The sequence below is a fragment of the Sphingomonas chungangi genome, assembly GCF_013778325.1.
Classification (GTDB): Bacteria; Pseudomonadota; Alphaproteobacteria; order Sphingomonadales; family Sphingomonadaceae; genus Solisphingomonas; species Solisphingomonas chungangi.
The window spans coordinates 332,958-345,827 of the sequence record NZ_JACEIB010000003.1; the positions used below are offsets into that span (position 1 = coordinate 332,958).

11 protein-coding genes are annotated in these 12,870 nt (G+C 65.3%); 10 read left to right on the forward strand and 1 reads right to left on the reverse strand.

Annotation, left to right across the window (positions count from 1 at the left end):
- Positions 1 to 16 precede the first annotated feature (16 nt).
- Positions 17 to 892 (reverse strand): acyl-CoA thioesterase, encoded by an 876-nt coding sequence (locus HZF05_RS05890; protein WP_246331617.1) that lies wholly within the window; start codon positions 890 to 892, stop codon positions 17 to 19.
- Positions 893 to 1,089: 197 nt separating this feature from the next.
- Between HZF05_RS05890 and HZF05_RS05895 the strand changes: the two genes are divergently transcribed.
- The 10 genes from HZF05_RS05895 (at position 1,090) to HZF05_RS05940 (ending at position 12,869) form a co-directional block, all read left to right on the forward strand.
- Positions 1,090 to 2,091, forward strand: coding sequence for an LLM class flavin-dependent oxidoreductase (locus tag HZF05_RS05895; protein WP_160363442.1), 1,002 nt, complete (start codon positions 1,090 to 1,092; stop codon positions 2,089 to 2,091).
- 8 nt (positions 2,092 to 2,099) lie between these two features.
- Positions 2,100 to 4,418: a 5-amino-6-(D-ribitylamino)uracil--L-tyrosine 4-hydroxyphenyl transferase CofH gene (cofH, locus tag HZF05_RS05900; RefSeq protein WP_160363443.1), complete on the forward strand. Its 2,319-nt coding sequence runs from the start codon at positions 2,100 to 2,102 to the stop codon at positions 4,416 to 4,418.
- Positions 4,415 to 5,071: an NADPH-dependent F420 reductase gene (gene npdG / locus HZF05_RS05905; RefSeq protein WP_160363444.1), complete on the forward strand. Its 657-nt coding sequence runs from the start codon at positions 4,415 to 4,417 to the stop codon at positions 5,069 to 5,071. Before cofH ends, npdG begins: the two co-directional genes overlap by 4 nt.
- A 119-nt stretch (positions 5,072 to 5,190) precedes the next feature.
- Positions 5,191 to 6,111 carry a TIGR03619 family F420-dependent LLM class oxidoreductase gene (locus HZF05_RS05910; protein ID WP_160363445.1) on the forward strand — a complete coding sequence of 307 codons (921 nt, stop codon included), beginning with the start codon at positions 5,191 to 5,193 and terminating at the stop codon, positions 6,109 to 6,111.
- Between the two features lie 43 nt (positions 6,112 to 6,154).
- Positions 6,155 to 6,985 carry an SDR family NAD(P)-dependent oxidoreductase gene (locus HZF05_RS05915; RefSeq protein WP_160363446.1) on the forward strand — a complete coding sequence of 277 codons (831 nt, stop codon included), beginning with the start codon at positions 6,155 to 6,157 and terminating at the stop codon, positions 6,983 to 6,985.
- Between the two features lie 120 nt (positions 6,986 to 7,105).
- A complete protein-coding gene (locus tag HZF05_RS05920) occupies positions 7,106 to 8,137 on the forward strand; it encodes an LLM class flavin-dependent oxidoreductase (RefSeq protein ID WP_160363447.1) in 1,032 nt (343 codons plus the stop codon).
- A gap of 1 nt (position 8,138) precedes the next feature.
- Complete coding sequence (locus HZF05_RS05925) at positions 8,139 to 8,513, forward strand: nuclear transport factor 2 family protein (RefSeq protein ID WP_160363448.1); 375 nt, start codon at positions 8,139 to 8,141, stop codon at positions 8,511 to 8,513.
- 21 nt (positions 8,514 to 8,534) lie between these two features.
- Positions 8,535 to 9,905 carry a phosphotransferase gene (locus HZF05_RS05930; RefSeq protein ID WP_160363449.1) on the forward strand — a complete coding sequence of 457 codons (1,371 nt, stop codon included), beginning with the start codon at positions 8,535 to 8,537 and terminating at the stop codon, positions 9,903 to 9,905.
- 102 nt (positions 9,906 to 10,007) lie between these two features.
- On the forward strand, positions 10,008 to 11,390 hold the full coding sequence (locus HZF05_RS22265; protein ID WP_160363450.1) for a methyl-accepting chemotaxis protein: 1,383 nt from the start codon (positions 10,008 to 10,010) through the stop codon (positions 11,388 to 11,390).
- A gap of 120 nt (positions 11,391 to 11,510) precedes the next feature.
- Positions 11,511 to 12,869 (forward strand): hypothetical protein, encoded by a 1,359-nt coding sequence (locus tag HZF05_RS05940; protein WP_160363451.1) that lies wholly within the window; start codon positions 11,511 to 11,513, stop codon positions 12,867 to 12,869.
- The last annotated feature ends 1 nt before the right edge of the window (position 12,870 follow it).

Sequence of the window (12,870 nt, forward strand, 5' to 3'; positions counted from 1 at the left end):
TCGGCGCGCCCCGACGCTACCGAAGCCGCTGAAGCAATTCCTGGGCGACGTTGGCGATCAGTGCACCGCTCCTGTCGTAGATCTGTCCTCGTACCAGAGCCGTGCCGTCCTGAGCGACCGGGCTGTCCGCATCGAAGAGCAGCCAGTCGTCGACGCGCACCGGGCGGTGGATCCATAGAGCGTGATCGATGCTCGCGAGCAGGACGTCCGGGCCGGGCAAAGGGTGTCGATGGAGGACCAGCCCGGCGCTGCTGACCCAATAATCCGACAGCCATGCCAGCCCCGCACGGTGGATCGCCTGATCGTCGGTGCCGGAGAGCAGGGGGATTCGCACCCAGGTCTGTCGCCGGGTCGTGGATTGACGCTCCAACGCGAGATCGCTTCGCACTGGACGGAGATCGATCGGATTGTTTCCCGCGAAATGGGAAATCCACTGGTCGAGCAGTCCAGGGTCCCGTCTCGCCACGATCGCGGTAATTTCTTCCAGATCTTCGGGGGGAGGGACATCGGGCATCGGAGTTTGATGCTGCCACCCGATCTCGGCGGATCGGAAAGAGCAATTCATCGAAAATATGGCCGTGTCTTGCGAGGCCGTTACGCGGCGATGCGCGAACGAGCGACCCTCTCTACCGTTCTCGACCTGATATCGGACAGGGCGATCGATGACGCCTGGCGCCAGGAAATAGGCATGCACGGAATGGATCAGCCGATCCGGCACCGTTTCCGACGCCGCCAGGACGGCTTGGCCCAACAGCTGGCCGCCGAACAAAGTGCCATACGCATTTCCCTGATTCTGGCACCCCACAAACCAGCTCTCTCCCACCGGCAGAGGTGGTCGAGGCTCGGCAAGAACGCGCAGGATCGAATGGAGATCGGGTGGTTTTCGTACCATTATGCGGTCTGCCTCCGCTACGGATACTGGTTCGCCAGGCAAGAGGCTGCGCAATCATCGGGCTGTCGGATCATCCGGGAGGCTCGTGCGCCAGTGCGTCCGGGCCACCTATCTTGGGATGGGTTCTGCTGTCCCACAAGACACGCAAGCCGCAGCGACGGTAAACTCGATGAGGGTGGGATGACGGGACGGGCCCTGTGAAGCTTGGCATCTGCAGCCTTTGGGGGCCAAGCCTGGAGGCGTTCCGCGAGCAGGTCAGGCTCGCATCCGATCTCGGGTACGAGCTGGTGACGGTCGGGGATTCGCCTGCGGGATGGCACGAACTCTATATTTCGCTGACAATTGCCAGCCATGAGGCGCCCGACGCCGTGCTTGCGCCGCTGGTGACGTCGCCGTTCATGCGTCACCCCATCGTCACGGCGAACGCGCTGTGCACGCTCGATGAGCTGTCCGGCGGCCGGGTGGCGCTGGGCGCGGCGACCGGCGGCAGCACGATCATGGCGATCGGGCGGATGCCCGCCACGCAAGTGGAGATGCGCGCGGAGCTGAAGGCGCTCAAGGATCTGTTCGCCGGCCAGCCGACCGAGTTCAACGGCGCGCCGGTGAAGCCCCTGCGCTTTCCCCGGCCGATCCCGATCTATTATTCCGCTTTCGGGCCGAAGGCGATCCAGCTTGCCGGAGAGCAGGCGGACGGCGCGATCCTGTTTGCGGGCGAGCAACATCTCGATGGTCTGGCGGAGCGGATCGCAGCGCTCCGCAAGGCGGCGTCCGATGCGGGGCGCGATCCCGAGGAGGTCGACATCTGGGTCGTCTCCTACGCTTCGGTTCGCTCGACCCGGCAGCAGGCGATCGACGATCTCGGCGCTTTTATCGCGGTCAATGCGATGGCGTTCCGCACGCCCGAGACGTTCGCGACCATACCGACGCAGTTTCAGGCGAAGGTCCGCGAGTTTCAGGCGCGCTACGACCCGACCGAACATGTCGTCGTAGGCGGGCGCAATGTCGCCTTGATGCAGGAGCTGGGGCTGACCGAGTTTCTATCCGAGTTCGACACGCTGGCCGGCCCGGTGGAGAATGCCACCGCCATGCTGCGTGCGCTCGATGAAATGGGTGTCTCCACCTTCATCGCCGCGCTACCGGGTCATGCGGCGCCACTGGAGACGATTCGCGGCTTGGCGGACGCACGGAACGCGATGTGAGGAAAGCCATGGTTCCCGACACGGCCGAGTCGCTCGATCTGCTCGCGCGATACGAGAGGATCGATCTCGCCGACCTGATGGCGCAGGCCGAAGCCCTCACCTTCGCTGGCCACGGCGTGCGGGTCACCTACTCGCGCAAGGTGTTCATCCCGCTGACGCAACTCTGTCGCGATGTCTGTCACTATTGCACCTTCGCGACGACGCCGGCGAATGTCGCCACCGCCTATCTGTCGCGTGACGAGGTTCTGGCGATCGCGCGTGCCGGGGCGGCCGCCGGGTGCCGGGAGGCGCTGTTCACGCTCGGCGATCAGCCGGAGAGGCGTTACGCTGCGGCGAGGGACGCGCTGGCTGCACTCGGCCACGACACCACGCTGTCCTACCTCGCCGAGATGGCGCAGGTCGTGCTCGGCGAGACCGGGCTTCTGCCGCATCTCAATCCGGGTTTGGTGGGCGACGCCGACTATTCGATGCTGCGCCCGCACTCCGCTTCGATGGGCATCATGCTGGAAAGTAGCTCGGAACGCCTGTGCGCAAAGGGCGGGCCGCATTACGGCTCGCCGGACAAGGTGCCGGCCGCGCGTCTTGCCTCGATCGAGGCTGCCGGCCGCGCCCGGGTGCCGTTCACGACCGGGCTGCTGATCGGCATCGGCGAGACCCGATTGGAACGGATCGAAGCGCTCCTCGCGATCCGCGATCTGCACGCACGCTACGGCCATATCCAGGAAGTCATCGTCCAGAATTTCCGGGCCAAGCCCGGCACGCGGATGGCCAATCTGGCCGAACCTTCGCTCGACGAGCATCTCTGGACGATCGCGGTCTCGCGCCTGATCCTTGGGCCGGAAATGACGATCCAGGCGCCGCCCAACCTGCATGCGCCCGAGGAACTCGATGCGCTGATCCGCGCCGGCGTCAACGATTGGGGTGGTGTGTCACCGGTCACGCCCGATCATGTGAATCCCGAGGCGCCGTGGCCGCATCTCGACATGCTCGACCAGCAGACGGCCGCTGCGGGCCGCGTGCTGAAGCAGCGGCTGGCGATCGGGCCGCGCCATGCGCTCGCTGCGGTCGAGTGGACGGACGCTGCCATCACACCACTCGTGCTGCGCGCGATCGACGGGGTCGGCCTGCCGAAGGACGAGGACGGCTGGTCGGCGGGACATGGTGACGATCTTCCGGTTCTCCGGGCCGCCGCATCCACGGCTGAGATCGGAGCGATCCTTGCGCGGGCAGCGAAGGGCGACCGGCTGCCCGAGGCCGATATTGCGCGGCTGTTCGAGGCCGAAGGTCAGGATTTCGACGGCATCGTCGCGCTCGCCGATCGATTACGGCAGGCAGCGGTGGGCGAGACCGTGACCTTTGCGGTCAACCGCAACATCAATTACACCAACATCTGCCTCTACAAATGCGGTTTCTGCGCCTTCTCGAAGGGCAGCACCAAGGCGATGCGCGGGCCCGCCTACCGGATCGATTTCGACGAGATCGGGCGGCGCGCGGCCGAAGCGGTCGAGCGCGGCGCCACCGAGGTCTGCCTGCAGGGGGGCATTCATCCCGAATATGACGGGAACACCTATCTGGGGGTTCTGGCTGCGGTGAAGGCTGCCGCGCCCGGCATCCATATCCACGCCTTCTCGCCGCTCGAAGTGACGCACGGCGCCCGCACGCTCGGGCTGTCGCTGGAGGATTTTCTCGGGCGCCTGAAGGCGGCGGGGCTTTCGACGTTGCCCGGTACGGCGGCCGAGATCCTCGATCCCGAAATCCGGGCGATCATCTGCCCGGACAAGGTCAGCGCCGACGAATGGCTGGAGGTGATGCGGACCGCTCATGGCATCGGCCTTCGCTCGACCGCGACGATCATGTTCGGCCATGTCGAGGGCTATCGGCACTGGGCGCGCCACCTCGAGCGCGTGCGCGCGCTGCAGGAGGAGACCGGCGGGTTCACCGAATTCGTGCCGCTTCCCTTCGTCCATATGGAAGCGCCGATCTGGCGCAAGGGACGCGCCCGTTCCGGACCGAGCTACCGCGAAGCGGTGCTGATGCATGCCGTCGCGCGCATCGTGTTGCATCCCGTCGTGCGCAACATTCAGGTGTCCTGGGTGAAGATGGGCACCGAGGGGGCACGTGCGATCCTGCGCGCTGGCGCCAACGACCTTGGCGGTACGCTGATGGATGAATCGATCACGCGCGCGGCGGGCGGCGTAAACGGCCAGGAGTTCGGACCTGCGGAGATGCAGGTGCTAGGCGCCTCGATCGGCCGTCCCGTGCGGCAGAGGACGACGCTTTACGATCGGGTGCCGGACAGTCCGGCGATTGACGGAGTCAGAGTATGAGTGGGGATACGATCGCCGTCGTCGGCGGCACCGGCAACCTCGGCGCCGCGATCGCCTGGCGGCTGGCGCGCGCCGGCTACGACGTCGTCATTGGTTCGCGCAAGGCGGAAGCTGCCCGTGAGAAGGCGACGGAACTCGGCCATGGCCTGAAGGGCATGGCCAATGCGGATGCGGCGGCGGCGGCGGGGCTGATCATCGTCACCGTGCCGTTTGCCGCGCAAGAGGCCACGCTCGCCGACATCAGGCCGCATGTCGCCGGCAAGATCGTCGTCGACACGACCGTGCCGCTGGTGCCGCCGAAGGTTATGCGCGTGCAATTGCCTGGGGAGGGCAGCGCTGCCGTGCGGGCCGAGGCGCTGTTGGGGGAAGGCGTGACGATGGTGTCGGCCTTCCACAATGTCGCCGCGCACAAGCTGGCGAAGGATATCGACGTGGGCTGCGACGTGCTCGTCTTCGGTGACGACAAGGCGGCGCGCGGCAAGGTCGTCGCCCTGGCCGACGCGATGGGCCTTCGCGGGCTTCATGCCGGGGCGCTGGTGAATTCGGCGGCGGCGGAAGCGCTCACCTCGATCCTGATCTTCATGAACAAGACCTATCAGGTCGATGGCGCCGGCATCCGGATCACGGGGGAGCTCGTCGCGCCTCAGGGCTGACGCTGCTTTTCGCGGCCGTCGTGCATCGCCTTCCCTAGGGAAGGTGGAACCCATCCGAGATCCCGCATTGTCGGCTCCGCGAACAAACACATTCGGGTGCGCCGGATGGAGGAGGGACGATGAAGCTGAACGTGGGCGTGCCGAACAGCATGCATGTCGCGGCGATGACTCAGCCGTGGGAACATGATCTCTCCGGCGGCGATGTTGGCGATCTTGCCGCCGCCGCCGACGCGCTCGGCTTCAACAAGTGCATGCTGGGCGAGCATTTCGTGATCCCCAACGAGCATATCCAGCTTTCCGGCGATCACTATTTCCACGTCGTCGTCGCGCTCGGCTATCTGGGCGGGCGGACCAAGCGGCTGCGTCTGTCCTCGTCGGTCTCGATCCTGCCGCTGCAGAACCCGATCGTCCAGGCGAAGGCGTGGTCGACGATGGACTGGCTGACCGGAGGCCGCGCCGAGGCGCTGTTCGGCGTCGGCTGGCTTAAGGAGGAGTTCGATCTGCTCGGCGTGGACTTCCACAAGCGCGGGCGCATGGCGGACGAATATGTCGCGGCGATGAAGGAGCTCTGGACGTCCGACACGCCGGAATTCGACGGCGAGTTCGTCAAGTTCAGCAACATCGGGTTCGCGCCGAAGCCGGTGCAGAAGCCGGGCCTTCCCATCTGGTTCGGTGGCGATGCCGCGCCCGTCCTGGAGCGCGTGGCGAAGTTCGGCGACGGCTGGTCTCCGTTCAGGACGGCGCCCGAGAAGTTTCCGGAATGCATCGATTTCATCAAGAGCCGGCCCGAATATGACGGGCGGAAGATCGAGGTGTTCTTCGCGCTCGAGATGCTCAACGTCGGCGCTCACCACGAGGTGCTCGACGATCCGCGCGCGCCGGGCACGCGCAGCCTGCAGACGATCTTCGACCAGATCGGCTGGCTGAAGGAACTCGGCGTGACGGAGACGATCGTTCCCCTGCCGCCGGGCATCGGCGGCAAGCAGGAATATCTCGATCGCCTGCAATGGGTGGCTGAGGAGATCATGCCGAAGATCTGAACCGGCGTACGCCGAGAGTCGGACAGATAGAGGATGGATGTCGATGAGAAGGCTGGAAGACAAGGTCGCATTCATGACCGGCGCCGCAGGCGGCATCGGGTCGGCGACGGTGCGCAGGTTCGTCTCGGAAGGCGCGCGCGTGGCGATCGCCGACATCGACGGCGCCCGCGCCCGGGCGCTGGCCGAAGAGATAGGCCCGGCGACGATCGCGTTCACGCTGGATATCGGCGACGAGCCGGCGTTCAAGGCCGCGATCGACGCGACCGTCGCGCATTTCGGCAAGCTCGACATCCTGTTCAACAATGCTGCGCTCGTCGACGCCGAGTCCCTTCAATACGATTCCAACGTGGTCGATATCCCCAATCGCGTCTGGGAGCGGACCATGCAGGTCAACGTCAACGGTTTCCTCTACGGCTGCCGGCACGCCATCCCCCATATGGCGGCGGCGGGCGGCGGCGCGATCGTCAACATGGCGTCCGGGGCCGGCGTGGCGGGGGATCACGCGCGCATCGCCTATGGAACGTCGAAAGCGGCGGTGATCGCACTGACCAAATATATCGCGACCCAGCATGGGCGCCAGCGGATACGCTGCAACGCCATCGCCCCCGGGCCGATCGTCACTCCGAACTCGAAGGCTTTCGCCAAGGAGTTCGCGATCATCGCGCGCCACAACCCCATGGGCGAGCCGGGCAAGCCCGAGGATGTCGCGGCGCTGGCCGCCTATTTGGCGGCAGACGAATCCGGCTACGTCAACGGCCAGGTGATCACCATCGACGGTGGCATGTCCGCGCATCACGCGCATGTGATGGACATGCAGGACCATGTCGATGCGATGACTGCGCGTGCGCAGACGACGCATCCGGGCACGGCTTGAGCATCCGCACCACGTCGCCAAACAGGCGCCAGCCATATCGCCCGACAGGTTCCGGCTGGGTGGCGGCAGATACGGACGCATCAATGCCGTAAAGCCGGAATGCAGCAGGGGAGGCGACCGATGGGTGCCGAAACGCAGGTCTGGGCGCAACTGCCCCCGATGCCGCGCGAGCGGCTGGTCGCCGCGGTGGCGGCGTATGAATCGGCCGGGCTCGAGGGGATATGGTCTTCGCAGACCTTCGGCGCGCCGTTTCTCCCTCTGTCGGCCGCGGCCGCGGTCAGCGAGAGGCTGAAGCTCGGCACGGGCATCGCGCTCGCCTTCGTGCGCAGTCCGCTGGAGACGGCGTGCAACATCATGGACCTCGACCTGATCAGCGACGGCCGTGCGGTGCTGGGCCTGGGATCGAGCGCGGCGAGCCTGACCGAGGGGGCGTTCGGCGCGACGTACGGCAAGCCGCTCGCCCACATGCGCGAGGTGATCGGCCTCGTCCGCGCGATCGTCGCGAAGGGTCATACCGGTGAGCTCGGGCTGCTGGAGGGCGAGTATCACACACTCGACCTGCGAAATTTCCGAACACTGTCGCCGCCGGTGCGCACCGCGATCCCGATCTTTCTGCCGGCAGTGTTCCAGAATGCCTGCGCGATGGCCGGCGAGATCACCGACGGCCTGCTAGGTCATCCGCTATGGAACGAGCAGTGGATCGCAAACGAGGCCCTGCCCGCAATGAAGAGGGGGCTCGACAAGGCGGGCCGGCCCCGCGGCGCGGTGACGCTCAACCTTCAGATGTTCGTCGCCGTCAACGACGATCGACGCGAGGCGATCGAGGACGCGCGTGCGAACATCGCCTTCTACAGCCAGTCCCCGCAATATCTGCGCTATTTCGACGCGATCGGGATGGGCGCGCCGGCCCGCGCGCTACAGGAGCGCTTTGCTGTCGGAGATATTCCCGGCATGATCGCCGCCTGCACTGACGAGATGGTGGAGAGCATCGCGCTGGTCGGGAGCAAGGACGAGGTTTTGCGCCGTTTCCGAGCGCGCACTGAGTATGCCGATGCCTGCACGCCCGTGATCCCCCATTATGGTCTCGCGCAGGACAAGATCGATTTCTACTCGGCCGGCATCGCCGATCTCTTCTATTCGGGAGGCAAGTGACATGGCAGATATCGAGGCCAACAAGGCCGTCGCGCGCCGATACATGCAGGCGGTGGTCGATGGCGATGCCGAGACGATCGAGAGCCTCCAGCATCCCGACGTGACGTGGTGGATCCTCGGCTACGGCGACATGTCGCGCGCGGATTTCATCGCCTCGGTGAAGAGCGGCTTGCTGACGGCCGAGCGCCGCCATGTCGAGATCATCACCCTGACGGCCGAAGGCGATCGCGTCGCGGTCGAGGCGGTCAGCGAGATGACCTTTCCCGATCGAACATATCGCAACGAATATCACAACCTGCTCGTCATCCGTGACGGCCAGATCGTCGAGGGGCGGGAATATATGGACACCCGCCTGGCCGCGGCGACCTTCGGATAACCGGCCGATAGGAGAGCCACGATGACGGATACGGGCTTCGGGGTTCCCGATTACGACGATGCGGCCGTCGCGCGCATACGCGCTTTCGTAGAAGAGGTTACGGGCGGCCGGATCGTCCGCATGGAGCGGCAGGTGCGCTGGCGCCCGGCATGGTTCGCCGATGTCGAGAAGGATGGTGCGATCATTCCGCTGCACCTGCGAGGGGACAGGGCGGGGGATGTCGCGATCTTCCCCGAGCTGAGGCGCGAGGCCGACATCATCGCCATCTTGCATCGGCAGGGTCTGCCGGTGCCGCGGATCTACGGCTATCTCGCGGACCCTCCCTGCATCGTGATGGAATCGATCAGGGGAACGCGCGACCTGTCCGGGCTCGATCCCGAGACGTTGGGCTTGGTAGGGCGCGAATATATGAGAGCGGTCGCGGCGATGCATGCCGTCCCGCTCGCGCCGTTCGTCGAGAAGGGTGTGGAGCGACCGGAGGGGGCGGAGGATATCGCGCTGGTCGGCCTGCGGGCCTATCTGCCCCATTACCTGCGCACCCGCCGCAAGGCCGAGCCGATGCTCGATTTCGTGATTGGCTGGATCCAGCGCAACGTGCCCCGGCATCGCACCGAAGCCTCCTTCATCCAGTTCGATTCCGGCCAGTTCCTCGTCGAGGACGGCCGCATGACACAGCTCTACGATTTCGAGTTCAGCATGATCGGCGATCCGCTGTTCGATCTGGCGACGATGGGGATGCGCAACAGCTACGAGCCGCTCGGCGCGCCGCTCCCCGAGCTCGTGCGTTATTACGAAGAGGCGACGGGCAAGCCGGTGGATCACGACGCGATCCTGTTTCACGTCCTGCAATTCTCCACGCTCGGGACCATGCAGTTCGCCGGCACCGTGGCCGAGCCGCGTCCCGGCGATCCGCATTCCGTCTACCTCCAGTTCGACCTATCGCTGCGGCGATCGGTCCTGCTCGCTCTGTCGAGACTCTCCGGCGTGCCGTTGCCGGAGCTTTCGCCCCTGCCTGCGCGGGTTGGCGACAACGCGGCGTTGATCGCAAAGCTGCGCGATACCGTATCCGGCATTGCCGCCGCCGATCCCGGCGCGGAGGCGCAGAAAGCACAGGCGATCGAGCTGATCGAATGGGTGTCGCGCGCCGATGACTTCGGCGCGGGCATAGTCGCACAGGATATCGCTGATGTCGCAGCATTGCTCGGTCGTCCGTTCCCGGACTGGGCCTCCGCAGAGGCTGCGCTCGAAGATTTCGTGCGGCGCGCCCCCCCCGAACGGGATTCCGATCTCATCACCCTGTTCGGCCGGATCGAGGGCCGCCGCATGCAGGTCCACGGGCCGACATCGATCGGCGAGGCGGCCGAGCATGTCGTTCTACCGCAGACGTACTGAAGCGCCGTTCACATCAAGGGGGCGGGGAATTTGTGTGGCCGAGCGTTAACCACCGGCACGATATAATCGAAAAAACAATATGGATTGAGGAAAGGCACGCACGTGCAGACCGATGCACTGAATCCGGATGCCGGGCTCGATTTCATCGCGGTCAAAGACGCCTTCGATCTTGACGATGTCTTCGATCGCGGTCGCAATGAAATCTATGCTTTGGTGTGCGACGACCTGTCCGAAATACACCAGTTCATGACGGATGGTGTCGCGAAGATACGCGCGGCCGGGCCGACCGATGCTGACGAGCCTCAGGCGCCCGGCGAAAGCGAAATGGCGCGCTCGTTTCGCATCTGGCTGTGCGACGGCATAGGGCAGGCCTGGATCGATCGCTGCCACGGTCTGATCGTACGTCACGTCGGCATCGGGGCGCCGACGTTGCCGCTCAGCGCGATGAAGACCAAGGGAAACCTGTTCCTTGCCGAGATCCTGCATCAACGGTGCGGCGATCCATCGGAATATGGGCGCCTGATGGCAGTGCTGATGAAACTCGCAGCGGTGCAGGATCTCATGATCTCGCACGCCCATCTGAGCTATGTGAAACGCCTGGCCGCCGACCAGCTGAGCGCGCAGATCAAGACCCTGCGCACGGATGTCGCGGAGACCGTCTATTCTGCGGGCGCTAAAAGCGAGGACGTCCGTGATCGGGTGCAGGTCATCACCGATTGCACGAAGACCATCCTCGACGGCAACCGTGACATCGCGCTTGCCGCAAGCGAAACCACCGACCTCATGAGCAGCGCTGCGGAGACCACCGCGGAATTGCTGGCCAACATCGTCGACGCACGCGACAGCGCGGAGAAAGCTGCCGCGGTCGCCGACAGGGCTGCCCGACAGGTCGAGACCGCCGCCGAAAGCACATCGAGCCTGTCGACCCACGCGATTGCCATCGATTCGATTTTGGGCCTGATCGGCCGGATCGCCGCGCAGACCAATCTGCTGGCGCTCAACGCGACCATTGAGGCGGCCCGCGCCGGCGAAGCAGGCCGCGGCTTTGCCATCGTCGCCTCCGAAGTGAAGTCGTTGGCCGCCCAGACGGCGAGCGCGACCGGTGAGATCGCCGCGCAGATCCATTCCATCCAGGTGGCCGCAAGCGCGTCCATCGACGCGATGGCATCGATCAGCGGTGCCGTGGCGACCGTCCAGCAATCGAGCGAGTTCATCCATCTGGCGATGAACAAGCAGGTGGAGACGGCGTCTCAAATCAGCCATCTGATCGACAATACCGCTCGTTCCGCGACCCGGACGGCCTCGACAACGAAGAGCATGGGCGCCGTCAGCGCCATCGCCGCCGAAAAGATGATCGAGGCGGAATCGGCTTTCGGAGCCCTATCGGGCACCATTCGCTCGCTCGAGGATACCGTGGGACGGTTCATCCGGCAGATTTCCGGAGACGGCGGTGAGGTGCCGAGGCGGCCGGCACGCGCAAGTTGAGAAGCGTGCGGGACCGATCGCGGCGCGACACAGACAGTTTGGCCGGGGAAATGAACAAACGACGCCCCCGCCGTTCGGTCGCCGACCTACAGTCGCCGCGACCGACGACAGGAACGCCCGGTGACCGCTGCAGACCAACTCATCGCCTACGCCACCAAGCCAGATCCGTTCCGCACCGCGCCGGACGATCTGGCCGAGCTACAGATGGCCGCCATTCGGGAGCGTTTCGCGGAGCGACGCCAGCAGATCCGCACGCTCGACAAGCGGGCCGAGGAGACGGGTGTCACCGAGATCCGCACGTTGGCCGATGTCGTGCCGCTGCTGTTCGCCCACACCAACTACAAGAGCTATCCCGAGGCGTTCATCGATACCGGCCGATGGAAGCACATGAACGCCTGGCTCAGGACGTTGTGCACCTATCCGACCGACGACATCGACGTGAACGGCGTGCGCGACGTGGACGATTGGCTCGACCGCGCCAGAGCGGCCGGCCATTACCTGTTCGCCTCGAGCGGCACCTCGGGCAAATCGTCCTTTCTCGATCAGTCGCAGAAGGACCGCGATGCCGCGATCCCGGCCTGCCTCAACGCGTTCGATCTTTCGACGCCCAACTATAGGCCGAACCACGATCGCTCTGTTTTCACGATGATGCCGTCGCGCGGCACGCACAAGATGACCGAGGTGAGCACGGCGCATTTCAGCCGCTGGGCGGCGCCGGGAGAACTGCACCGGCTGAGTGACGAGCCGATCCTCGCGATGGACTCGATGCGCCCGGCGCAGCTGCGCCGGATGCTCGCGGCCGGCAAGGTCGGCCCCGGAGAGATCGCCGCATACGAAGAGCAGATGGTGGCGAAGCGGCATCGCCGTGCCGAGGCGATGGAGGTCTGGCTCGACAAGCTGATCAGTCGCCGGCACGGGCCGCTCTATGTCGGCATGATGTGGGGCGTCGCCTGGCAGGTGGTGGAGAAGCTCCGTGCGCGGGGTATCAGGGATGGAGATTTCCATCCCGAGATGATCATGTCCGTCGGCGGCGGCACCAAGGGTGCGGTGCTGCCCGACGATTATCGCGATCAGATCATGCGCTTCTTCGGCCTCACCGAGGATCGGCTGCCCAACAGCTATGCGATGGTGGAGATGAGCGGCTTCTGCGCGCTCATCCAGCCGCACGGCGTGTATGCGATCCCGCCGTGGATCGTGCCGCTGGTGCTCGACAAAACCGGTGAGAAGCTGCTCAATCCGGCCGACGGCAGAGGCATCGCCGAAGGACGGATGGCCTTTTTCGATATCCTGGCCGATGCGCGGTGGGGCGGTATCATCTCAGGCGACAAGGTGCAGGTCGAGTTCGGCTCGGGCCTCGATGGCGTGAAGACGCCGATCGTCCGTTCGGTCGCGCGCTACCAGGACCTCGCCGAGGGCGAGGACAAGCTGACCTGCGCCGGATCGATCGACTCCTACGTCCGCGGCGCGATCGCCGCCTGAC

Bases quoted from the DNA above. Each gene is read 5' to 3' on its own strand.
- HZF05_RS05890 (WP_246331617.1), bottom strand. From the start codon at position 892: ATGGTACGAAAACCACCCGATCTCCATTCGATCCTGCGCGTTCTTGCC.
- cofH (WP_160363443.1), top strand. From the start codon at position 2,100: ATGGTTCCCGACACGGCCGAGTCGCTCGATCTGCTCGCGCGATACGAG.
- npdG (WP_160363444.1), top strand. From the start codon at position 4,415: ATGAGTGGGGATACGATCGCCGTCGTCGGCGGCACCGGCAACCTCGGC.
- HZF05_RS05910 (WP_160363445.1), top strand. From the start codon at position 5,191: ATGAAGCTGAACGTGGGCGTGCCGAACAGCATGCATGTCGCGGCGATG.
- HZF05_RS05915 (WP_160363446.1), top strand. From the start codon at position 6,155: ATGAGAAGGCTGGAAGACAAGGTCGCATTCATGACCGGCGCCGCAGGC.
- HZF05_RS05920 (WP_160363447.1), top strand. From the start codon at position 7,106: ATGGGTGCCGAAACGCAGGTCTGGGCGCAACTGCCCCCGATGCCGCGC.
- HZF05_RS05925 (WP_160363448.1), top strand. From the start codon at position 8,139: ATGGCAGATATCGAGGCCAACAAGGCCGTCGCGCGCCGATACATGCAG.
- HZF05_RS05930 (WP_160363449.1), top strand. From the start codon at position 8,535: ATGACGGATACGGGCTTCGGGGTTCCCGATTACGACGATGCGGCCGTC.